We start from the raw sequence: 23,015 nt of genomic DNA on the forward strand, positions 1-23,015 counted from the left end.
CCAGGAAGGCAGCGGCGGAGTCGAAGGCTGCCTCATCCTCGCGGGTGAGGGCCTCCATCGCCGCGCCGATCAGCTCATCAGCCTTGCTCACACGTGCCGTCCACCTTAAAGAAAGTCCGCCAGAACCCTACCGCGACGGAGCCTCGTCGCCTGCTCACCGGCGGGGTGGAAGGCGGCGAGGTCCTGACCGACCCCGGCTGACCATGTACCGCGTCAAAACGCGACCACGACGGCTCTGACCTGTGGTTTTCCGGGGTTCGTACCCGCAGGAAAGATCGCGTCCTGTGCCTGTTCGCCTGCTCTGTCTGATCACGCTTCGAGTGTTCGGCCGGCTGATGTTGCCGGGCCGCGGCCAGGCGTCGAAGGACGCGGAGATCATGGTGTCGCGTCATGAGGTGGCGGTGCTGCGGCGGCAGCTCAGCCTTCCGCCGCGACCTGTTCGATCATGGGAGCTTGTACGGCGGCCAGCACGGCGGCGGCGAAGGGCAGGGAGTGATGCGTGGCTCCCCAGCCAATGCCGAACACCACGGAGGCGGGATCGTTGTTGGGGTTGGAGAGGGCCTGGTGCCCACGGATGCGCAGCCGCAACGACCCGCGAGCGTCCTCCAGTGCATGCCACTCGACGCCCTCGATCTCGGTGATCGGGTAACGCCGGTCACCTGCCGTGTACTTGGCCGGGGAAGCTCCGGATGAGAACCAGGTGAAGGTGACAGCCTGCCCGTCGAAGGCGGCCTCACCGTCCCATGCCTTGAAACTACGCGGCACCGAAGGACCGGCGATCAGGAACCGCTCAGCCGGACCGCGCTCGGACAGGGCCGCGCGCATCTCGTCGGCATACTGGTCGGCCAGCGTCTTCGTGGCGGCGGGCAGCACCAGCCGGTACGGATCGAGCGACTCCTGGAGCTGCCCCGTTGCCGCGGACATGACCGGATCGGCTCCCTCCCGGGGAACCACCCGCAACACCACCCTGCCGCGTGCGCCAGGTTCCAGCATGACATCGGCCAGCGCGTCGTACGGCACGAACCGCTCACCGAGCTCCATGCTCAGTTTCGACGCCTTACCCGGCTCAGGCGTAATGCGCAGCCCCCCGTCCTCGAACTCCCACGCGCAACCTCGCCCTTTCAGTACGTCACCCATGCAAGCAAGGATAGGTGCCCGAACACTGGCGGCTGCGCAGACGGGCGGCCACCGCGACGAGCCGGCTGGGCCTGGGCCGGAATCGATCCCGCGCCTCGGCGCGGCGACCAGACACGGGCGCGTTTCCTTAAGGCACAGGCGTCCGGGATCTTGGCCTGCGACTTCTCCGGGCTCGGAGACGCCCCTGCGATTTGCCGCCCCCGCACCTGCCGGGGCCCCGCGGTGTCAGCAGAACGCGAGGGACCCGTCCGGCCGGACGGGAACCCGGCGTTCCCAGTGCACGTAGTCGTCCTCCGCCAGGGCGTCCTCGTCGATGGTGATCCCCCAGCCGGGCCGGTCGGGCCGCAGCTCCAGGTGCCCGTCGACCGGCATGTACGGGTCCGGGCACCACCTCGTCGTCTCCGGCTTGTACTCCAGGATCGAGAAGTTGCTGCAGGCCGCGGCGAAGTGCACGTTGTGCGCGGTGGCCAGCGGCCCCATCGGGTTGTGGGGCGCCACCATGGTGTTGAAGGTCTCGGCGAGGGTCGCGATGCGCCGCATCTGGGACATGCCGCCCACCACGCAGATGTCCGGCTGGACGATGTCGGCGCCCCCGTGGGTGAGCAGGTTGAGGAACTCGTGGGGGGAGTACAGGCTCTCCCCGGTGGCCAGGGGCACCCGCAACTGCTGGCGCAGGTAGCCCCAGGAGGCGAAGTGCTCCGGGCGCAGCGGCTCCTCCAGGAAGAGCGGGTCCATCGGCTCCAGGGCGTTGCCGAGCTGAACCGCCTGGTAGGGCTCGAAGATCTTGGCGTGCGCGTCGAAGGCGAAGTCGAACTCCTCCGGGCAGCACCGCCTGACCTCCTGAGCCCATTCCGCCGTCTCGGCGACGACGAGGCCCCAGCGTCTGGCGTGCAGGTCCGTACGGAACGGGCTCAGCTTGAAGGCGGTGAATCCGTGGCGCCGATGCAGCTCGGTGGCCTGGCGGCGGCACTCGTCGGGGTCGGGCGCGGAGTAGAGCCCGCAGTAGACGCGCACCCGATCCCGTACGGCGCCACCGAGCACCTGGTAGACGGGCACGCCGAGCGCCTTGGCGGTGATGTCCCACAGCGCGTGGTCGATGGCGGCGATCGCCGCCAGCCCGAGCGCCCCCTGCGGGAACCTGGCGCTGCGGAGGAGGAGCTGGGACACGTATTCCACGCGCCGCGGGTCCGCACCCCTGATCTGCCCGCCGAGGTAGTCGAGCAGGGGGCCGAGCGCCAGGTCGGGACCGTGGTTGTAGGCCTCGCCCCAGCCGCTGACGCCCTCGTCGGTGTCGACGCGCACCAGCACCCGGGGACGCTCGCCGACGCGCTGCACGAACGAGCGCAGGCCGCTGATCCTCATGACGCCGCCGCGGGCAGGGGCCCGAGGTCGTCGGCCTTCGCCCACTCGGTGAGGATTCGCGCGACCTCCTGCCGTTCGCGTTCGCCGAGGACGGTGCTCGGCGCCCGGACCGCGCGGTCGCACAGGCCGAGCTGGTGCATCGCCTCCTTGACGACGCTGACGTTGTTGGCTCCGCCGTCGACCGCGCGCAGGTGCTCGAACCCCGCGATGTCGTGGAGCATCCGCTCCGCCGCCGGATAGCGCTCCTCGCGCAGGGCGTCCCTGAGCCGGAGCGAGAAGGCGGGGTTGACGTTGACCAGCCCGGAGGTGAAGCCCTCGGCCCCGTGGACGGCGTAGGACAGCGCGTACGGTTCGGCCAGCCCGGCGATCCAGACGAACCGATCGGGGCCTGTCTCCGCGCGTAGCTGCGCGAAACGGTTCACGTCCGTGACGGCGTACTTCAGGGCGATCACGTTGGGGCACAGGTCGCCCAGCCGCGTCAGCAGCCGGCCGTCGACCCAGGCGTTGCGCAGGTAGAGGACCAGGGCCAGGTCCGGCACCGCGTCGGCGATCTCCCTGTGGTAGTCGAGCCAGCCCTGGGCCGACACGTGCGGGTGCACCGGCTGATGCACCATGACCATCCGGATGCCGTGCGCCGCCGCGTGGCGGGCCTCCTCGACGGCGGTGGCGACGTCGAGGCCGATCCCGGCCATGAGGTGCGCCTCTCCCTGTACGGCCTCCGCTGCGGCCGTGATCAGCTGAAGCCGCTCCTCTGGGCTCAGGGCGTAGAACTCGCCGGTGTTGCCGTTCGGGGTGAGCACGTTGACGCCCGCGTCGACCAGGCGGCGCAGCAGCGAACGGTACAGCGCGAGGTCGGGGACGCCACCGGCGTAGGGCGTGACCGGGATGGCGACGACGTCGCGCAGGGCCCGGGAGAGCTCACCGAACCTCACGGCCGGCCTCCTTGATCTGCTGGAGCGCCCGCTCCTGGAACACGCTGATGTGCTGCAACACGAGCCGGGCCGCCTCGTCGGCCTGCCCGTTCAGTGCCGCCTCGAGAATCTGCCGGTGCTCTTCTGCCTCGTCCTCCCAGGAGGGACGCTGGGACCAGACGTTGACGGAGATGAGGGCCGTCTGGTCGCGCAGCTGGTCGAGCACGCCGACCAGCACCTCGTTGTCGTAGTCGGCGTAGAGGGCGCGGTGGAAGTCGCGATTGGCGAGGCTGCGGGTCACCTCGTCCGTGGCCTCGTCCGCCTTGCGCAGGGCCTCGCGGGCGAGCCGGCCGCCGTCGCGCAGTCCCGCCTCGACGCTTCTCTGCACCGCGACCGGCTCGATCAGGCACCGGGCGTCGAACACGCTGCGGGTGAGGCGCTCGTCGACCTTGCGGACCGTCACCCCGGTGTATTCGCCGATGGTGACCAGGCCGGCGCCGCTGAGCGTCTTCAGTGCCTCGCGCACCGGGGTCTTGGAGACACCGAAACGGCTGGCGAGCTCCACCTCCACGAGGGCCCGCCCGGCCGGCAGCTCGCCGCTCAGAATGCCGCGACGCAGCGCTTCGAGGACGAGGGCCGTCCTGGAAGACGCTTTGATCACGCCCAACACTGTCTCACTCACCCGCGCTCCTTCACTTGTCGTCGATCACCGCAACCAGCGCTCCGTCTGACCGCCGGGGTGGGATCGGAGGGCACGTGGCCCATTGTATGGAACCGACCATACCCTAAATCTCATATCTCATGTACCGTATGGCAACCGCACAGCGGAGCGCAGTCCTTGGTGAACGAGAGGAAAGACCCATGACCCGTCAGCAGCACCCGGCCGAGGTCCTCGGCCGGCACGCCCTGTCCCGGCGCGGCTTCATCCGGACGGCGGCAGGGGCCGGCGTCGCCATGGGCCTGGCGTCCGCGGTGAGCGCCTGCGGCGGCTCAGGCGGCGGCAGCGGCGGCGCCGTCACGCTGCAGTTGTGGGACACCGACACCCGCCCGGAGCGCACGGCCAACCTCAAGAAGCTGATCTCGATGTTCGAGGCCAAGAACCCCGGCATCCGCATCAACTACCTGGGCCTGCCCACCGACCAGTACATGCAGAAGATCAACACCGCGATCGCGACGCGCTCCACACCCGACCTGCTCACCCCGAAGGCGTCCGACCTCGCGGCCCTGGTGGCCCAGAACGCGCTCGCTCCCCTGGACGAACGCCTGAAGAAGGCCGGCCTCGAACAGAACATCTCCGCGCAGATGCTCAAGTCCACCCGGGCCGCCGCCCCCGACGGCAAGCTCTACCTGACGCCCACCACCAGCCTCGCCGACGTGATCTACTATCGCGCCGACTGGTTCCAGGAGGCCGGGCTGAAGCCGCCGGCCACCTGGGCGGACTTCGACGCGGCCGCGAGCCGCCTCACCGACGCCTCCTCCGGCCGCTTCGGCTACACGCTGCGCGGCGGCAACGGCTTCTTCAGCCAGTTCGTGCAGATGGTCTATCCACGAGCGGGCGTGGGCACGTTCTTCCGCGAGGACGGGTCCTCCACACTGAACGACCCCGCGGTCATCGCCGCCTGCGAGAAGTACGTGGCCCTGTTCGGCAAGCAGACCGCGCGCAGTGACCTGACCGCCGACTTCAAGACCATGGTGGCCCAGTTCGGCAACGGCGGCGCGGCCATGTTGAGCCACAGCATCGGCTCCTACCCCAACCACGTCGCCGCCCTGGGAGCCGAGAAGGTCGGCGCCGTCGCGCCCTTCCCCGGGCCGGACAACCAGGTGCTGACCGGCTGGATGACGACCGGGTTCGCGATGTTCCAGAAGAGCGAGCACCAGGAGGAGGCCTGGAAGTTCCTCGCCTACACGATGGAACCCGAGGGCAACAGCTTCTGGGCCCAGAAGTCCGGATACCTTCCGGGCAACAAGACGGTCGCGAAAGAGAAGTGGGTGACCGAGAACGCCGCCATGAAGGCCGCGCTGGACGCCGCCGCGAAGCCCGGCGTCGTGACCCTGGAACAGCCCTACTACCTGCCGGAATTCACCTCCATCACCGTCACCGACCTGCTTCCGGAGTGGCAGAAGGTGCTGCAGGGCAGCCTGACGCCCCGTGACTTCCTCACCGCCGCGGCCGGGGCCCTGACCACGGCCAAGCGCAAGTACGACAAGGAGCACGGATGAGCTCCACGACCGCCGAAGCGGTGCGCCGCCCGCCCGCGCCGCGCCGCCCCACCGGATCCCGGGCCGGGCACGCGTACCTGCTGATCGCGCCGGCCGTCGTGCTGGTGCTGGTCTTCCTGTTCTATCCCGTGCTCAGCGTCTTCTGGGAGAGCCTGCGCCACCACAACCTCACCCGGCCCCTCGACGACGGGTTCGCCGGCCTGGACAACTACCGGGCACTGCTGGCCGACGAGGTGTTCTGGCGGAGCCTGCGCTTCACCGCCCAGTGGGTGTTCGTGGAGGTGGGGCTGCAGTTCGTGTTCGGCCTGGCGCTGGCGCTGGTGCTGAACCGCACCTTCGTGGGCCGCGGGCTGGCCCGCGCCCTGGCCTTCAGCCCGTGGGCGGTGTCGGGCATCCTCACGACGACGATCTGGATCCTGCTCTACAACCCCACCACCGGGATCGGGCACTACCTGGCGTCCATGGGCATCGGCGAGTACGGGACCTCCCTGCTGTCGGAGCCCGGCACGACCTTCTGGGCCTTGGTCATCGCCGAGTTGTGGAAGGGCATCCCGTTCTTCGCCATCCTCATCCTCGCCGACCTGCAGTCGGTGCCGCTGGAGCTGTACGAGGCCGCGAACGTCGACGGCGCCGGGCCGCTGCGCCGGTTCTCGGCGGTGACCTGGCCGCACATCCGCAAGGCCGTGGTCATCGCCACGCTGCTGCGGGCGGTGTGGGAGTTCAACAACGTCGACCTGCTGTACACGATGACCGCCGGCGGCCCGGCGGGTTCGACGACCACGCTGCCGCTCTACGTGGCCCAGACCGCCATCCACGACCAGGACTTCGGCTACGGCTCCGCGCTCACCGTCACGGCGTTCCTGCTGCTGACCTTCGCGTCCATGGTCTACCTGCGCATCAGCTCCGGCGATTCCAAGGAGGCCAAGTGAGCCTCCGCATCAGCTCCGGCGATCCCAAGGAGGGCAAGTGAGCCTCGCCACCCGCGACGACGTCGGGCGAGCCCCCGCCGCACCACCGACCCGGCGGGACACGACCGGCGCGCACGCGGCCCGCAAGCGACGGCGCTCGGTGGGCGACCGCCTGATGCTGTGGTTGCCGCTGACGTTGTTCCTGCTTTTCACGCTCGTCCCGTTGTACTGGATGGTGCTGTTCGCCTTCCGGCCGGCGGGTTCCACGGCCCTCGTGCCGTGGCCCATCACCCTGGAGAACTTCAGCAGGGTCTGGGAGGGCTCGGGCTTCGGCGTCTACTTCCGCAACAGCATCGCCGTCGCGGTCGCCAGCCTCGTCGTGTCGACGGTGATCGGCATGCTCGGCGGGTACGCGCTCGCCCGCCTCACCTTCCGCGGCAAGAACGTCTTCCTGGTCATCATGCTGTGCACGCAGTTCATCCCGGGCGCCATGATGCTCATCCCGCTCTTCCAGATCTTCAACGGGCTCTATCTGACGAACAGCCTATGGAGCCTGATCATCGCCGACACCGTCTTCCACCTGCCGCTCTCCCTCGTCCTCATGGCGGGCTTCATCAGAAATGTGCCGGTCACCCTGGAGGAGTCGGCTCAGGTGGACGGGTGCGGCCGGATCCGGGCGTTCTGCGCGGTCGTCCTGCCGCTGCTGAAGCCCGGGATCGTCGCCGTCGGATCCTTCGCGTTCATCAGCGCGTGGAACAACTTCCTGTTCGCCATCATGTTCATCAGCTCGCAGGACCGGTTCACCGTGCCCGTTGGGCTGAGCTACCTGCTGGGCGAGTTCGGCAGCGACTTCGGCGCTCTCGCCGCCGGGGGCCTGATCGCCGTCGCGCCCGTCGTCGTGCTCTTCGCGTACGTCCAGCGCTTTCTCATCCAGGGGTTGAGCGCCGGCGCGGTCAAGGGCTGACGCCGGCGTGCGGTTCGCTGTGGATCCCGCATCCGCCCGCCACCCCGGCCGGGCCGGGAATGGTCGCCGTGCCCACCATCATCAGCACCTCGGACCGGCCGGTGACCCGGTCGTCGGCGGTCCAGCCGAAGGCGTCCCAGCCGACGGTGGCGGCCAGCGGCGGACCCTCGCAGAGCTCAGCCAGCAGGCCCGGCAACTCGGCGGCGACGGTGGCCGAGTGCTACGCGGCGATCACGTTGAGCTCGTCGTCGATCAACCAGACGAGCGCTGGTGATCAAGCAGGATGAGTAACGGCATCCTCGCCAGGAGCCTCCCAGGCACATCAGTCTGCCTGCCCTCAATGAAATCGAGAGAAAGTATCGGACTCGGCCTCTAAGTTGGACACCATGCGTGTTCAGCGGGCATTGAGGTGATCTCAGGCAATTAATTCGGACGATGAGGGATGTTCGGGACGGCGGCGGTGGCGTTTCGGGCCTTTCGGGAGAAGTCGTCAAAGGCCGGAGACAGGCGTGGAGCCTCCGGTAGATGAGTTCTCACCACAAGAAAGCACAGCCGCCGAAAGGCTCCACGTGATTGCTCATCGTGCCATGCTCGACGTTTCCCGCGCGCTGGTTCACCACGTTGCCCGGTCACTGCAGGACGAACGACGGCGGGTGGGTACTCCCAAGGGCAGCCGCGCTCTGACCCCGTTCTGGCAGGCGGTGCTGATCCTGCGCTGGTTCCGGGGCGAGCGCGACATCCCCAAGCTCGGCCGCGATCACCGCGTCTCCCGCGCCACGGCCTACCGCTACATCGCCGAGGAGGTCGACGTCCTCGCAGCTCAAGCCCCTGATCTGCACGATGCGCTGAACCGTGCCCATGCCGACGGGCTGGCCTACGTGATCCTCGACGGCACTTTGATCCCCATCGACCGCTGTGCCGAGCAGACTCTCAGCGTCAAAGGCGAATCCATCGACGCCTCCTGGCCATCACCGTCGTCGCCGCCGACCTGTCCGACAACGCCATCGGCAAGACCCTGCTCACCCAAGCCAGCCGTACCTACCCCACGATCACGAAAGCGTGGGTGGACACCGGCTTCAAGAACGCCGCCGTCGAACACGGCGCCCGCCTCGGCATCGACGTCGAGGTCGTCCCACGGCGCTCCGACCAGCCCGAATTCCACATCGTCAAACGCCGCTGGGTCGTTGAACGCACCCTGGGCTGGCTCATGCTCCACCGCCGGCTGGCCCGCGACTACGAGACACGGCCAGACCACGCCGCGGCCATGATCCGCCTAGCGTCCATCGACAACCTCGCTCGACGTATAGCCGACGAAACCACCCCAACCTGGCGATACGCGTAACTGGCAATCAACCACAAACTTCGCTCTTCAGGCGCCCTCTAAGGGCCTCGCCCCAAGGCGGCGCGTATTGCCTGCCGCATCCGCGGGGACGACGTGCTGTCCTCCAGATATCTCGCGGCCCACCAGGTGGCCTCCCGCAGCCTGCCGAGGTGCTCCGCGTGCTCGACAACACGGCCCGGGTCAGCTGTCGGCGCCTGGCCGCGTCAGGCTCCGACGCGGCCATGCTCGGCCAACTCCTCCACCTGTGCCTGCTGGTCGGCCTCGGCGACTGCTAGGTCGATCTGACCGCCCGGGTACGACACAGCCTTGATCCGGTCGAGCAACCACTCGACTGGGGCTCGGTGCCTCCTGAAGAGCAGCCGCATTGCCAGGCCCTCATGGCCGCTGATCGACGGTGCTGCCCCTTCCACGAGGCGATGACCGGCCGGATCAGCTCCCACCGCTCGTCGGACAGATCGCTGGGGTATGTGATGGGCTTGCCCATAACTGTCAGTGCATCGCACCCACGCTGAGCGTCAATCTATTTAGCGAAAGTCCCTACCGAACGCAGAGACCAAAGGTCCATACCGTCTCAAAACATCCGCTCCGGTCGAGTTGCGGCTCACACCCGGTTCAGTTGCTTGCATCGCGTATCGTCGGGCGAATCCTGGCTCTGATCTCGGGCCACTCCTCCGACAACGCGAATCTGGCGTAGGTGAGGCCATCGAGGAAACCGGCTGCCTCATTGAGGGAGCGCAGGCTGTGGCGGATCGCGTTGGCCGCCACCCACCGCCGCCAGGCGTTTTCATCTTCCTCTCGGACGGCGTAGCCACGCCCAGCCCATCGCGCGCCGAGGTTCGCCCATTCTTCTCGCACTCCCTCCAACAGCGCGTCGTCAAGAGGCTGTCCGTCGTGTGCCGTCCGCACAGCACGGGTGATCGCGGTCAGGCCAAGGTCGAAGCGTTCGACGAGAACGTCGATCACCTGTAGCAGCACCGTCTGTCGGTGCTCCTGAGATGCCAGTCGGAGTCTGGCGTGCAGATCTGGTTCATGATGCCACAGGCCGATCGGCGGGCATCCATCGTTCATCAGGGGGTCAACGACCGCCACCAGGTGAGGCTGGTCGAACCAGTCAATGGGCAGGCGTGCTCCGGTGCGCCGCTCGATGATCGCCATTGCGGTTGCCTTTTTGGCCGGCCAGGAAGCGTTGCCGGCTTCTTCAAGGGCTGCCGCCTCCTCCTGCAGCGCAGCGGGGTCGGCACCGTGGACCGCCCGAGGATCCAGCTCGGGTATCCGGGCCAGCCGTTGCCCGTTGGCGGCGTACTCCAGGACTCTGCTGCCAGTGTGGTTCCACGACAGGTGCCAAACTTGCGCGTTATGGCTGAGCCACGCCATGACCTGTGGTGTGGAGGCGTAGCTGAATCCGCTGGGTTCAAGCAGCATGGTCGCCTCGCCGGATCGTCCCATGTAGACGGCATAGCCTTCCAAGGATTCGGCTTCCTCGGTGAATTCTTCATCGGATTCCACCAGGAGCGGATGCCCGCCACCGATCAGCCGTGAAGCTGCGGCCTCGAGTGGTAGGGGTTCCCCGAGAGGGCGAATGATAGTCCAGGCCAGCTCCTCGCCGAATGAGGCGCTGGACTGAATGAGGTCGGTGTAGTAGCTCACTGTTTCACTGAAACTCATGTGAATATTGGTCCGTCCGGTTATCTGAAGGCTTTTACGAGAAGTCGCCGTGGAAACGTGAGATGTTTCCACGGCGACTGAGCGATCAACTACTATTTGAGGCCCGTATAGTAGCCGGAAAGTTTATCAATGTGGCCCGGCCAGCAATGGTCCTCCATCTTCGGGAGCGGTTCCGGAGCGCCGGTTCCGCTATTGTCGCCGACGAATCTATTGAAGAATCCGTCGCCGTCGAGAATTCTGTCAAAATTGTAGAGCCGACGCAGCAGCCTGCCAGCCACTTGGTTTGCTTCGCGCGTGCCTGCCGGCATTGCGCAGACGGAGAGGTTACCCTTCTGGTCTTCGGCCGTGGAACGATTTCCTACCGAGGCAAACGGGTACTCGTCGCACTCTTGAGGGTCCGGTGCCAGGCTGTAACCAGGCCACAGGTCTTGGCATCTGGTCTCGGAACGGGATCTGTTGTTATTGATGTTTGCGCGTAGCCGCCAGAGATTCTGGTTGGTAGCAGGACGGCCAGTTCCCTTGACGGCGCAACCGGGCATGGCCTTGGCGGTGAATCGTGTCGGGAAGGTGTCCGCATGGTTGTAGCACGCTTTCCAGTAATGGATGTATGCCTGCTCGTACCCAGCGGACTGCTTCCACTGAATCGATGGCACGGTAGGCACAGTGCAACCGCCGGTCGACCGGGACAGGTAGTCCGCGCTGTCACATCTGACCCTGAAGTCATTCTCGGTGGTCGTATATTGGAAGTCGACTTCGTGCTGAACTTGCGCTCCGGGAGAGAGCTCCGCATAAGGCTGGAAGACGCAGTTGGAAATCTTCTCGACGTTGGCCTGCACGCCGGACCTATACCAGTCGGTGCGGGTTGCGGGCGCATGTGCGGCGTCAGCGCGGAATTGGAACGTAGCTATCTTGTTCCACTCGCCGGCTTCGTCCCAAGCTTCGTCGTCCCAGTCATCAACCTCTTTTGTTACCTTGTTTTGATTTCCGGTGACGTCGCGGCAGGAAGTCTGGTTCTTTGCAGGGCGCATCCCTACCGTGAGTCCGTCACCACCAACCTCGGTTGACGGCAAGGCAACGCCACCGTAATCCCCTGTAGCGATGTAAACGTCGAACCAGGTATCACGCGTTGTCGCTCCCGCGTCGAGAGAAGACTTGCCGGTGAACGTTTTGGCGACGAAAAGCAACTCTCCATCCCAGCTGTTGCCGTCTGTCAGGTCAATATCGTCGTCGTCTTGTTGGGTCTGGTGGTGAACTGACACCTTATATTTGATGCACCCGCTGAAGCGGTTCTTCATCAGGCCGTGCGTACGCCTGGCGCCGTATTCTTTGTGGCATGTGGCCGGATCGATCCTGTCGTATTTACCGGCAGTGGCCATCGCATTCATTGATTTGGCCGCAGTACTGTTTTCCGTTGAAGTTTCAGCGGTGGGGCCGCCGTCCTGCACTGAGAAGACCTCATCGGCATTGAGGTCGCGGTTGAAGACCCAGACGTCATCCAAGCTCCCCGTCAGGGCGGTACCCAAAGTCATGGGAGCGGTGGAATTCCAGGATGGAAAGCTAATTGCCGAATTTCCGATCTGGTTTCCATCCAGATAGAGAGCTACGCTTCCTGACTCCTTCGAGTAGACGCCGGCCAGGTGAAACCATCTGTTGACGGGCGGTTTGACGCCGGACAGCACACCCTCGACGGAAGCGTTCGCGTCGTCAGTGCGACTCATGGTGAACACCAGACCATGTTCAGCATCATTTCCGATCCGGAAGGGCGCCTGGTGTGCACCTCGCTGTTCCAGGAAGGTGTAGGCGGCATCCCTGTCGGACACCCGAAGCCATGCGGCGACAGTGAAAGCCTGATCGGTCCGCAGAACCGGCCCTTCAGTTTGTGCGAAAGGCCCGCTGCCTGCTTGGCTTATATCTACTGTGATCTGCTGCCATTCCGCCCAGGGTGAAGCCGTTTCTCCGGCCATGGCACGGGCGCGCCAGCGGACCTTCCATCCATCCGTGAGTTTGCCGTCCGGTACCAGGACAGCCGCCGCGGTACCAGAAGCGATATTGTCCACCGAGGCAGCCCAGATAGACCCTGTGCCCTGACCTTCCTCTGCAGCAGGGTCGTGCTCGATCTCAAACTCTGCCCGCAGCGCCCGCCCCTGAGGATCAGTCACAGTTGCCTTCAGCGTCGGCGTAGTCAGCGTTGTCACGGTGGTGCCGCCCACGACAGAAGACGGCGTCACTGTCAGATCATGCACGCTGGGCTTCGGCAAGGCGACGGAGAGGACCTGCCAGTCAGCCCAGCCTGAGGCCAGCTCACCCGCTACCGCGCGGGCGCGCCAGCGGATCTTCCATCCGTCCGTCAGCTTGCCGTCAGGGACGGCAAGGCTGGCTTGGGTGCCGGAAGCGACGTTGTCGACGGCACCGGTCCAGATTTGGCCGCTGCCTTGTCCGGCGGCTGCTGGGTCGTGCTCGACCTCGAACTCCGCCTTGAGTGTGCCTCCCACGGGATTGTTCACCTGGGCGAGAAGCGTCGGCGTCAGGATGCTGGTGATGGTCGTCCCGTCTACCTGCTGCGAGGGGTTGACCTGTAGCGCCCCGACCGATGGATTCGAGACCGGATCCGGCAGATCTACCGCAAGCTCCAGCCAGGCGGACCAGGGAGAGCTGATGGTTGTGGTCGTGTTGACAGCTCGGGCGCGCCAGCGGATCTTCCATTCGTCCGTCAGCTTGCCGTCAGGGACGGCAAGGCTGGCTTGGGTGCCGGAAGCGACGTTGTCGACGGCACCGGCCCAGATTTGGCCGCTGCCTTGTCCGGCGGCTGCTGGGTCGTGCTCGACCTCGTATTCCACGCGGACCGCTTGCCCGGCAGGGTCGGTGACGGTCGCGTGCAGTGCCGGGGTCAGGCTGGTGGTCACGGTCTTGCCATTCACCGCCTGCGCCGGAGTCACCTGGAACGGGCCGACCGTCGGGTTCGGCACATCCACGGTCGCAGGTTGCCACGCCGACCACGCTGACGTCGTGGAGGCAGACGTGTTCACGGCACGAGCCCGCCACCGCACCTTCCACTCGTCGGCCAGTTTCCCCGTGGGGATGCTGACCGTTGCCTGACCGCCGGAGGCGACCGCGGCAGAAGAACTACCGGCCCAGATTTGACCGGTCCCCTGCCCCGCCGCAGCCGGGTCGTGTTCGACCTCGAACTCGCCCGTCAGCCTGCCGCCGATAGTGTCAGTGACGGTCGCGGCGAGCTGTGGAGTGAGTGAACTGGTCACCGTGGTGTCGTTCACGTCCTGCGCCGGCATGATCGCCAGCCCGGCCACGTTGGGGGCCGATGCGGGTCCGCTGCTGGTGATGGTCAGCTTCGGCGGAACGTTGAAGTCGATATCCTCCGAGGCGGTGAACACCCGGTAGTTGTTGACGTTGGTCTCGCCGGGCGACTTCAGCACCAGGCCGTGGTTGGCGGCTCCGGCGGCCCAGTCCTGGGCGATGCCGGTGACGTTCCACTCCATGGCGTCCGGCCAGGTGGCGCAGTCCTGGTTGACTGCCTTGGTGTTGGTCGAGGCGTCCTCGGTGGTGAGGGTGGGCTTGTTGGCCCAGTGCACGTTGTCCGGGTCCCAGGCGCTGGTCAGACGGGCAACCTGAATGCCGGCGCCGACGGTGGGGCCGCAGTTCTGGGCGTCGATGGTGTTCATCGACAGCTTTGCTTCAGTCACTGTGGAGCCGGGCAGGTTCGCGGTGTCGAATTTCAGGTGCACCCGGTTCTTGTAGCCGCCGGGCGTGGTGCCAGCCAGGAGTTGCGCAGCGGTCGGGTCGGCCGGGAGGCTGGCGTCGTCGTCGGAGCTCACCTCCACGTCGGAGCTGAGCGGCAACGTGACCGTCGGGTCCACCCGTACGGGATAGGTGATGTCAGGGTCGATGAGGAACTTGTGGTCCGGCTTCAGCACCAGTTCGGTGCGGCCGTCCTTGGTGACGACGTCCGTGCTGACCTTGGCATGCTTGGCCAAGGGGAGACGGCCCTTGGCGCTTCCGTCCCACATAAGCGGCTGCGGCGCCGACGCGATGAGCTTGTTGTTCTTCCCCTTCAGCAGCAGCCGTCCGCCCTTGCCCTGCGACAAGGTGAGATCATCGTCTTCTACGCCGATACGCAGCTCCAGCGGCTTGGATGGCCGCTGCCGCAGCACTATGTCGTGCCGGAACCCCGTGGGCAACGCCGTCACTACCAGGTCGGCACCGACGCCAGCGGCGTCTGTGTATGTGATAACGCTGCCCTTGACGGTCGCCTTCGGTAGCGGGGTCGGCCAGCGCAGCGCGTAGCTATGCCCTTCGGCGGCCATTTTCACGAAGGCGTCCTCGCCCCCGGCGGAGATCTCCACAGCTACACCATTGGCAATCACCTTCGGTGTCAGCTTTCCGCCTTGGAACATCAGGGTGGTGTCGATGGGCACCCACAGCCCGTTGTGCTTGGCGCGGACCGGACCTGCCGTCACCTCAGTGACGAATGACCGTCCGCCGGGCTGAGCGTAGGTGATGCTGGTTTCCGATGTCTCTTCGGTGACTTCTACCTTGATGTTCTGCGTGGCAGCCTGCTGCGCGGCGGCGATCCGCGCCGGGAAGAGGCTTTCCGAGGTGGGGGCATTCCGAGTTGCGTTGCCGACGCCAACGTTAGTGAGGGCAGAGTTGCTGACTCCAGGAGTCCATGCCACACCCGTGTTGACGGTGGCTGAATGGTTCTTTCCAGAAACGTCGGCGGACGTGCTGCCGGAGGCTTCACTGAAGGGCCAGCGGGCGGCGATTCCCGTGTCCGGCGCCTCGATCGGCGTCAACTCAAGATCATCTGTAGAGGCCGTGTAGTCCTGATCGCTTGCGGCACGATACTCCCCGTCCTGCGCGTTAGTGATCGGATCCGGCTGTGGCAGAGAAGTGGAAACTCGGCCGTCCGCCGCCAACTGATCAAGTTCATATGTCGTCGCTGGGGGAGTCTCGTCCATCTCGAGGAGGTACACCGAAGCGACATTCCGCGTTGGGGCGAAGTCGACCGTGAGCCTGGGACCGTGGGCAGGATAGCCGCTGGTCTGCTCTCGGCTGCGGTAGCGGCGCCAGTTCCGCAGTTCGGATTCGTTACCTGCGGTGAGTTGGAATCCGTAGTTCGTTTCGCCGTCTGCCCAAGCCTGGACAATGGTGTCGACCGAGTGGATGAGGTCGTGCTCGTAGTTCATCGAACCGGAGCAGTCGGGGCTGTAGGCCCCGTACTCGGTGTCCGCGCCCCTGTTGGTGACCGACGGCTGGTCGTTCCATTGAAGGGTCAGATGGTCCCAGTCGGAGGTGACCTGCCGAGCGGTGATTCCGGACCCGACGAACTCGCCGCAGTCGTTAGACAGGTAGTTCCACAGCTCCAGGTCGGCGTTCTGGATTCTGGAGCCCCAGAATGGGTCGCTTGACTGGGGGAGCGGGAACTGGATGTAGGCGCGCCAGCGCTTGGCGATGTTACTGGAGTAGGACTTGCCGACCCACATTTGGTCGCGGTAGTGCATGTCCCAGCTGTCGGTGAGGTCCACGTCATTGATGTACGTGTCCATCGGATCGCCGCTGGGACAGGGCTTGGCGGTGTCGCCGAGGGTGCACTCGTACCAGTCGTCGTCGACGGCGGCCATGGTCACCGGGTACGTCGTCGCTGGGTCGGCGAGGAAGGCCGGGTCGGGGCTGTACACCAGCGTTGAGCCGTCCAGGCTCACCTGCGCCTTGCCGATCCTGACGGCGCCGAGGTCGACGTTCACGTCAGCTGCGATCGCGTCCAGCAGCGCCGCGGGCCGGATGTCGAGGCTGTGCTTGCCGTTGTCGCTCTTCAGCGTCGGCTGGCCCTTGGCGTTCTTGCCGAAGGAGATGCCCTTGGGCAGATCCACGGGGACGCGGAAGGTGACCGGTCCGGCGGGGCGTTCCCGGATGAGGATCTGCTGGCGAAACCCGGTCGCGGTGGCGGTGACGACCAAGTCGATGCCCTTGCCGTAAGCCGACGCGTAGTTGGCGGTGCTGCCGGTGAGCGTGGGCTTGGGCAACGTGCGCGGAGCGTCGATCTGAGCGGCGATGTTGCCGCTCTTGGTCTTGATCACTTCGGTGTTGCCGCCGGCGGACAGCATCAGGCTGCCTTTGACCGCCTTGGGCTTGATGACTCCGTCTGCCTCGACGAGAACGGTGTCGATCGGAGTGAAGCCGTCGCCGTCGGCGTTCTTGACCCGGATGGGCTCCAGGTACTGCTCCATCCGCAAGGTCTTGCCGTCGGGGTTGGCGTAGTAGGTGGCGCTTTCCGAGCGCAGCGACTCGATCTCGATGCGTCGGTTGTCCTTCTTGGCCTGCGCCAGCGCCTTACCGGTGGGCGTGGCGGGGACGCTCGGCGGCGCCGTCGTGGGAGCGCTGGTAGGGGGTGGCGTGGGGCCTTGGGCGATCGCGGGCACGCTCATGAGCGAGAGCGGCATTGTCAGAGCCGCGATCAGGGCAGCGCGGCGGCGCGTCCGGCTAAATAAGCCGGACGACGTTCGTGATGGGTTCACTCGAGCCTTTCGAACAGAAGTGGCAAAACGGAGTGATCATCACATGCGTTGCGATCTTATGTAAAGATCCTTTTCGGTAACGGGAGTCGGCTCCGTGAGTACCGGATCGGCAGGGCCGGGAGGATACGACGTGGTGGCCGGCCGCGTGCGTCAGTGCGAGAGATCGATGGTGAGCTTGTGTGGTCGGCCCGGGGCGCGGTGTCGGTGCTCCCGCGGGTTGTTTCCCGAGCCGCCGTCCCGAATGTCGACCACGGGTGAACGCTGACCCCAGGCGGACGACCGTGTTCAAGGTCCTGTGGGCTCTCATGCGGCGACGCCGGAGCGCATTCGGGCGACGGCCGCGGGTGGCGCTGAACCACTCCGCCTGGGCGGTTTCAACACCGAGGCGAACCTGACCGCTACGAGGAGGCGGGCCGTCTCCCTCGACATCCCCGAGGCTGGGCCGGACGGGCACCAGGCGAGGACGGAAATCCTCGACATGATCAAAGCGGCTCACAAGAAAGAGGCGCCACTGCCGGACTACGACGAACTGCGCCGCAAGTACAACGGCGGCCAGCGGCTCAGCTCCATGCTGTTCGGCGACTTCTTCGAGAGCTGCATGGCGGAGCACGAGCGGACCGGCGACATTCGCAAGACCACACTCATGAGCTACCGATCCCATTACAAGGAGCACCTGAAAGAGGTTCTCGCCCAAGTCCGCATGGACAGGTTGTGGGTGTCGGCCCTGCAGAAGGTGTTCACCCGCATCGACGAGAAGAACGCGGCGATCCTGAAGGCGCGCGCGTCGGAAGACCCGGCGCTGCTTGCCTCGGTGCGAGGCAGGAAGATCACCGGGCTGGCGACGAAGCAGCGGATCCGGGCCACGCTGAGCACCGTGTTGAGCGACGCCGTACGGCAAGAGATCATCAGCGTCAACAACGCTGGTGCCATCAAGCTGGACAAGGTGAAGCGGCCCAAGGCTCTGGGGTGGACAAAGCAAAGGGTGGAGACGTTCAACGCCAAGTTCGCCGAGCGCCTGGCGGCCGTCCGGGCGGAGAAGGGCAGCAAGAAGATCAGCGCCGTACGGGTATGGGAGACCCTCGAACTGCGACCATCGCCCGTGATGGTCTGGACGCCGATCCAGCTCGGCGCATTCCTCGACGTCGCCGCCCAGCACCGGCTAGGTGAGGGTTTCGGTCGCGGTTTGGATGGCGTCGCGGGCTCGGGCTATGTCTCCGAACAGGGCTGCGGAGTTGGCCTCGTACCATGCGAGCTGGTGCCTCATCGGCCCTGCGGGAGTGGCGTTGTATCCGCGTCGGGCGAGGTCGGCGGCCTCGATGTAGTGGCCCTGCCAGCGAGCGGTCTTGGCGCGGGCGTACCAGGCGAGTCCGGGGTTGGACCCGGGGTTGGCAAACCAATTGCGCAGAACATCGAAGGCGAAGGCTTCGCCGGCACCCTGCAGAACGGCGTACAGGGCTCGAGGGCCAGCGGCTGTTCAGAGGCCGGGGACTCTGGTGGCCCCATCTTCACGATCCAGCCTGACGGATACATAGTCGCCAAGGGCATCCTCAGCGGCGGAGCCTCCGTCCTGGGCCTCTGCAGGCTGAACTTCACTGATATACAAGATGTTCGCCGAGCATTCGGCGGCGACGTCATGAAACGTCGATAGGAGCAGACCCACTTCCATGGCTCTTTCCCGCGGAAACTGGCTCGCGCCCGCGGCGACCATCGTATTGGCCGCTGCGATGTTAACGGCCTGCGGCGGCCCCCAGTGGCAAGACATCACTGTGGCGACGCTGTCGAAAGACGAGCGGAAACTGACGTGATCTCAACCAATTGCCGGTAGGTAGTCGTGCTCGAAATGGGTGAGGACAAGCGCTGCGCGAGCGATGTCGCCGATTCGGCTGGGGCTGACGGTGATGTGCTGAAGGGTCCGCCAGCGGCCTTTGAGCAGGGCGAATCCGCGTTCGCCGAGGCAGCGTAGGGCGCGTAGAAGCCGGTTGTAGGTGCGGTTGTCCGGGCTGAGAATCTGGTTTCCCTCGGGTTGTTTGATGGGCGTGTGAACGCCGATTCCGGCGCCCTCGTAGCCCCTGTCGGCAAGGGTGGGGAGGCCGGCTGCGGCAGCGGCGTACAGCGCGCCCAGCACGTGCGTGCGGGCGGCGGTCAGATCGTGCACCGAGCCGGGCTCGACCTCGCCAATCCACAGAGGCAGACCGCTGGGTGCCGACAGGGCCTGAAGGTTGCCGGCGTGCTGGTGGGCCTTGCCGGTGAGGCCGAGGGTGTCGGTCAGGATGCCCCGTTTGCGGCCGACGATCTTCTTGGCTGCGTCGATGCCTTGGGTGCCGAGGGGGACGTTGTGTTGAGGTCTTGACGCTCTGGCTGTCGATGACGCAGGCGCTGGGTTCGGGTTGGCGTCCTTCGCGGGTGCGGGCGAGGCCGGTCAGGTCGATGCCTAACTGCTCGAAGATGCCTTCCTTGGCCCAGGCGGAGAAGTAGTAGTAGACGGTGGTGCGGGGCGGGAAGTCGTGGGGCAGGTACTTCCAGGCGATGCCGGTGCGGTTGATGTAGAGGATGGCGTCGAAGATGTCGCGCAGGCTGGTCGACGGGTCTGCGACGGTGATCCCGGCCCGTGCGCGAGCCTGCATGCGTGCGGCTCGCCAGGCGCTCAGGGTCGGTTCGAGTAACGCCCAGCGGGCATCGGACAGGTCCGAGGGGTAAGGGCGGCGTGTGGTCATAGCCTTCGTGCTAGCAACTGTCGCCGCAGAAGGCCCGCACCTGTCGAGTTGGGCGATTCGGGGGCGTCCCGAGATCGGACGGGCAGGAGGTGACTCATCAGGCAAAATTCCAGCTCGATGGCCCCTGCTCGGGGAGGCCGAAAGTGGCGAAAGTCTGTCAATCCCCGCATCTCGGGCCAGGCATAAATTGGGACTAACTCTGACAATTTATCATTTTGTGCCCACTTAGGCGGCGACGACTCGGGTTACGTATCACCAAGAATCGCGAGTTTCTCGCGGATGGCGTGGGCACGAGAACTGGAAACAGGGAGACCGAAGGGAGGCCGGCAGTCCTAGACGGTCCCGGATCCGCGCGGCTTTGCGTCACCGAACGGTCGGTGCACAAGTCGCCTACCTGAACAAACAGCGGATGTGACATTATTCGTCACCGTCTGGAACGGAGCACTGCGGACTTTTAATTCGTAGGTTCCGGATTCGAGCCTCGGGTGCCCTACTTCAATGACCTGGGCGGACTCCCCGATCTTCATGATCCGAAATCCGCCCGGTTGCATTTCCAGTTGCCGTTAGCTAGCCCCAGAGTGCGCGGCCCATACGAGCTGCTGTTTCGGTGGAGAGCGTCGCCGTGATGTGGGTGTAGCTCTTGGTTGTGGTCAGTTGTGAGTGACTGAGAATTCCTTGAACGACGCTGATGCCCACGCCATGTTCGATGAGGAGTGTCGCGGCGGTATGGCGTGCGTCGTGGACGCGGGCGTCCTTGTCCACCTCGGCCACGCGCGGACAAGCAGTAGAAGGCCCGGCAGGCAGCCGCGGAGGGACGGGGGCGACCCTTCCAGGGGCGTGGACTCGACCACCTGCCGGACGATGAGGCGCGACGAGGCGGGGAAGGACCTGCCTCGTCCCCCTCCGAACGGGGACTCACCGCCCCGCCGCGCCCGCCTGTTACTTGGCGATGTACTCCGCCAAGACGTTCGCCGCACCCTCCACGTCATCGACCGGATGCCGCTTCTCGGCGCTCTGCCAGGAGAAGTACGCGCCGCCGTACCCGATGAACACCCATACCGGCAGCCCTGGCTCAGGCTTGCGCACCAGAAGCGCGCTGTTGTTGTCCCGCAGGTCGGCATTGACGCCGAGTCTCGTGAGCGCGTCGCGCAACCGCACGAGCAGCTCACCCTCCTCCTGGCTCTGGGGAAAGCCAGACACCGCCGCCAGCATGATCGGATTCATCTCCCGCTTCTTTCGGCCCGGCCGCTTCCGAGGCAATCGAGACACTCCCGCTCCCCACCTGTGCTCTGATCTCTGTCGTTGCCACCGATGTGGAGCGCTCGGCGCGAGTTGCGCAGCTTGATCCCTCCGACCCCGGCAAGCAGGGCGGGCGACGTCTTGCTTGTCTCGTCTGGCCGGATCACCGTCGCCACCCCCCGTTCATCCGGCGTTCCCTGTGGCGGGAAGCACCCCCACGTGCGCTACACCCGAGAACGGAAGCAGCTGGTGCGCACACAGCGAGGTGAACGGCACATCACGGGCAGCACCAGCTCGTGCTGCCCTTCCCGATCGGGGAAAGTAGTGAACTCCCACGCCGGGCAACCGAGCAGTTCCGCCAGCCCCGTCACCATCCGGGCCGGTGTCCGATCGGCGGCCTCGCTGTCACCGCTCACGCCGATGGCCGCGAGGAGGGCAGCGGCGGCTCGTTCAGCCGCTTCCACGTCCATGCCTGGCGATCCCGGGAACAGGTCTACGGGCAAGCGATTGCTTTCGGGGTGTGCGATGAGCACCTGATCTCCTCCGATCGAAGTCCCGGTGAGCACCCTTAGCCAACCGCGCGGCAACGGCGCAGGCCACGGCATCAGTGACGCATCCATGCGGCACCTATGCGGCATCGCAGCCGCTGAGCAGGCACGTCCCGTACGCTGCCCTTGACGGGACCACACGTGGGCGGAGGTGCGCTGTGGCGGGCAAACGCAGACGCCTCGCCGATCGAAGGAAGGCGCTCGGCTACAGTCAGGAATTCTTCGCTGATCAGCTTGGGATCGACCGGACCACCGCGGGACGGTGGGAGCTGGGGAAGACCGAGCCTTGCCCGTACATCCGGCCCAAGATCTGCGATCTGCTGAAGGTCACCGCGGACGAGTTGGATCACCTCCTGGTTCTTTGTGAAGAACCCGAGAAGCCTTCTCCCGTCTCCACCTCGACACCGGTCGTCATCGGCCAGGTCGTGACTGAACCCCAGCCGACGGGTGAAGCTGACGACATGTACCGTCGTGAACTCCTCCGCCTGCTGAGCATCGCGGGCACGCTCATGGTGCTTCCCCCGCCGGCCAACGCCGACATCCAGGATTGGGCTGGCCAATCCGACGAAGCCGATGACCTAGAACAGCACGCGTTGCTCAGCAGCCACCTCTGGCAGGTCTTCGCCTTGTCCAAGTCGAAGCGCCTGGTCTACCCACTGGTCCATGACCAGCTCAAGATTCTCGTCAAGCAGCTGGACCAGGCCCACTCAGCACGAGCCCGCCAGCAACTGTGCGTCTTGGCCTGTGACCTTTTCCAGCTTGCGGGAGAGATCTGTTTCGACAGCAACCGCTACACCGACGCCACCTACTGCTACACCATGGCCGTGACCGCCGGCCGCGAAGCTCGCTGCTACGACCGCTGGGCCGGCGCCCTCACTCGCCAGGCGTTCGTCAACATGTACGACCATGAATATCCCGAGGCCACCGCGGTGCTCTCGGCGGCTGCCCGCATCGCCAAGCAGGGCGACAGTCAGCTGTCCACGCGGCACTGGGTCGCTGCCGTACAGGCTGAGGCATTTGCCAGAGACGGGGACCGAGCAGCCTGTGAACGCGCCCTCGACACCGCCGACCAGGTTCTCGACCTCGCAGGTCCCGTCAGCCCTGGAGGTTGGCTCCGCTTCGACGGCTCCCGCCTGACTGACGAACGCGGTACCTGCTACCTCGCTCTCGGCCAGACAGACCTCGCCGAGGCATCACTCCTTGCGGCACTCAACCAGGCCACCTCGCTTCGGCGCCGTGGCAGCCTCCTCACCGACCTGGCAGCCCTCGGCATTCAACGCCGCAACATGGATCAATTCCTGCATCACGCGGGGCACGCCGTGGACGTGGCCGAGCAGACGCAATCCGCCGGATACGTCGGCCGCAAGCTCCACGGCATCCAAAAACAGCTCCGACCCCTTCTCGCCGACAAGCGGGTGGTCCAGTTGAACGATCGCATCACCCGCCTGTCGGCCCCCGCCCAACACTGAGAGGAC

General features: G+C 65.8%; 17 protein-coding genes and 2 pseudogenes. 6 read left to right on the forward strand and 13 right to left on the reverse strand.

Annotation, left to right across the window (positions count from 1 at the left end):
• Positions 1-417: 417 nt before the first annotated feature.
• The 4 genes from AB0L53_RS46425 to AB0L53_RS46440 all read right to left on the reverse strand — a co-directional run bounded on the left by AB0L53_RS46425 (position 418) and on the right by AB0L53_RS46440 (position 4,092).
• A complete protein-coding gene (locus AB0L53_RS46425; protein ID WP_364009265.1) occupies positions 418-1,137 on the reverse strand; it encodes a DUF4429 domain-containing protein in 720 nt (239 codons plus the stop codon).
• A 225-nt stretch (positions 1,138-1,362) separates the two neighbouring features.
• Positions 1,363-2,499 (reverse strand): mandelate racemase/muconate lactonizing enzyme family protein, encoded by a 1,137-nt coding sequence (locus AB0L53_RS46430; protein WP_364009268.1) that lies wholly within the window; start codon positions 2,497-2,499, stop codon positions 1,363-1,365.
• A complete protein-coding gene (locus AB0L53_RS46435) occupies positions 2,496-3,431 on the reverse strand; it encodes a dihydrodipicolinate synthase family protein (RefSeq protein ID WP_364009270.1) in 936 nt (311 codons plus the stop codon). Before AB0L53_RS46435 ends, AB0L53_RS46430 begins: the two co-directional genes overlap by 4 nt.
• Positions 3,418-4,092: a GntR family transcriptional regulator gene (locus AB0L53_RS46440; RefSeq protein WP_364009273.1), complete on the reverse strand. Its 675-nt coding sequence runs from the start codon at positions 4,090-4,092 to the stop codon at positions 3,418-3,420. The genes AB0L53_RS46435 and AB0L53_RS46440 overlap by 14 nt, the downstream gene beginning before the upstream one ends.
• 179 nt (positions 4,093-4,271) lie before the next feature.
• Here AB0L53_RS46440 and AB0L53_RS46445 point away from each other — a divergent pair, with 179 nt between their 5' ends.
• From AB0L53_RS46445 to AB0L53_RS46455, 3 genes are read left to right on the forward strand one after another with little or no spacing between them, the layout of a single operon-like run.
• Positions 4,272-5,630, forward strand: coding sequence for a sugar ABC transporter substrate-binding protein (locus AB0L53_RS46445; RefSeq protein ID WP_364009276.1), 1,359 nt, complete (start codon positions 4,272-4,274; stop codon positions 5,628-5,630).
• A complete protein-coding gene (locus AB0L53_RS46450; RefSeq protein ID WP_364009279.1) occupies positions 5,627-6,559 on the forward strand; it encodes a sugar ABC transporter permease in 933 nt (310 codons plus the stop codon). The genes AB0L53_RS46445 and AB0L53_RS46450 overlap by 4 nt, the downstream gene beginning before the upstream one ends.
• A 37-nt stretch (positions 6,560-6,596) precedes the next feature.
• The gene (locus AB0L53_RS46455; protein ID WP_364009282.1) at positions 6,597-7,502 is read left to right on the forward strand and encodes a carbohydrate ABC transporter permease; all 906 of its coding nucleotides are present in this window, start codon (positions 6,597-6,599) and stop codon (positions 7,500-7,502) included.
• Here the strand turns inward: AB0L53_RS46455 and AB0L53_RS46460 are convergent.
• Both AB0L53_RS46460 and AB0L53_RS46465 read right to left on the reverse strand, forming a co-directional pair.
• On the reverse strand, positions 7,492-7,698 hold the full coding sequence (locus tag AB0L53_RS46460) for a hypothetical protein (RefSeq protein ID WP_364009285.1): 207 nt from the start codon (positions 7,696-7,698) through the stop codon (positions 7,492-7,494). The two genes, AB0L53_RS46455 and AB0L53_RS46460, sit on opposite strands and share 11 nt — an antisense overlap.
• 433 nt (positions 7,699-8,131) lie before the next feature.
• Entirely contained in the window at positions 8,132-8,362 is a 231-nt protein-coding gene (locus AB0L53_RS46465; RefSeq protein ID WP_364009288.1) for a hypothetical protein, read from the reverse strand.
• A gap of 98 nt (positions 8,363-8,460) precedes the next feature.
• Between AB0L53_RS46465 and AB0L53_RS46470 the strand changes: the two are divergent.
• Positions 8,461-8,844, forward strand: a pseudogene (locus tag AB0L53_RS46470) (transposase); the annotation flags it as partial.
• A gap of 612 nt (positions 8,845-9,456) precedes the next feature.
• Here the strand turns inward: AB0L53_RS46470 and AB0L53_RS46475 are convergent.
• Both AB0L53_RS46475 and AB0L53_RS46480 read right to left on the reverse strand, forming a co-directional pair.
• Positions 9,457-10,491, reverse strand: coding sequence for a hypothetical protein (locus AB0L53_RS46475; RefSeq protein WP_364009291.1), 1,035 nt, complete (start codon positions 10,489-10,491; stop codon positions 9,457-9,459).
• A gap of 110 nt (positions 10,492-10,601) precedes the next feature.
• Positions 10,602-16,949, reverse strand: coding sequence for a DNRLRE domain-containing protein (locus AB0L53_RS46480; RefSeq protein WP_364009294.1), 6,348 nt, complete (start codon positions 16,947-16,949; stop codon positions 10,602-10,604).
• A 385-nt stretch (positions 16,950-17,334) separates the two neighbouring features.
• Between AB0L53_RS46480 and AB0L53_RS46485 the strand changes: the two genes are divergently transcribed.
• Complete coding sequence (locus tag AB0L53_RS46485; RefSeq protein WP_364009297.1) at positions 17,335-18,687, forward strand: hypothetical protein; 1,353 nt, start codon at positions 17,335-17,337, stop codon at positions 18,685-18,687.
• A 159-nt stretch (positions 18,688-18,846) separates the two neighbouring features.
• On the opposite strand, the pseudogene AB0L53_RS46490 reads toward AB0L53_RS46485, so the two are convergent.
• The 5 genes and pseudogenes from AB0L53_RS46490 to AB0L53_RS46510 form a co-directional block, all read right to left on the reverse strand.
• Positions 18,847-19,753, reverse strand: a pseudogene (locus tag AB0L53_RS46490) (transposase family protein).
• 567 nt (positions 19,754-20,320) lie between these two features.
• Positions 20,321-20,524 carry a tyrosine-type recombinase/integrase gene (locus AB0L53_RS46495; RefSeq protein WP_364009300.1) on the reverse strand — a complete coding sequence of 68 codons (204 nt, stop codon included), beginning with the start codon at positions 20,522-20,524 and terminating at the stop codon, positions 20,321-20,323.
• 168 nt (positions 20,525-20,692) lie between these two features.
• Complete coding sequence (locus AB0L53_RS46500) at positions 20,693-20,977, reverse strand: hypothetical protein (protein ID WP_364009303.1); 285 nt, start codon at positions 20,975-20,977, stop codon at positions 20,693-20,695.
• Positions 20,978-21,175: 198 nt separating this feature from the next.
• Complete coding sequence (locus AB0L53_RS46505) at positions 21,176-21,238, reverse strand: hypothetical protein (RefSeq protein WP_364009508.1); 63 nt, start codon at positions 21,236-21,238, stop codon at positions 21,176-21,178.
• A complete protein-coding gene (locus tag AB0L53_RS46510) occupies positions 21,217-21,525 on the reverse strand; it encodes a hypothetical protein (RefSeq protein ID WP_364009511.1) in 309 nt (102 codons plus the stop codon). The genes AB0L53_RS46505 and AB0L53_RS46510 overlap by 22 nt, the downstream gene beginning before the upstream one ends.
• Before the next feature lie 173 nt (positions 21,526-21,698).
• On the opposite strand from AB0L53_RS46510, the gene AB0L53_RS46515 reads away from it, so the two are divergent.
• Positions 21,699-23,009: a helix-turn-helix transcriptional regulator gene (locus AB0L53_RS46515; protein ID WP_364009306.1), complete on the forward strand. Its 1,311-nt coding sequence runs from the start codon at positions 21,699-21,701 to the stop codon at positions 23,007-23,009.
• Positions 23,010-23,015: the final 6 nt, after the last annotated feature.

The organism is Nonomuraea sp. NPDC052129, assembly GCF_040680095.1.
In the GTDB taxonomy this organism is placed as follows: domain Bacteria; phylum Actinomycetota; class Actinomycetes; order Streptosporangiales; family Streptosporangiaceae; genus Nonomuraea.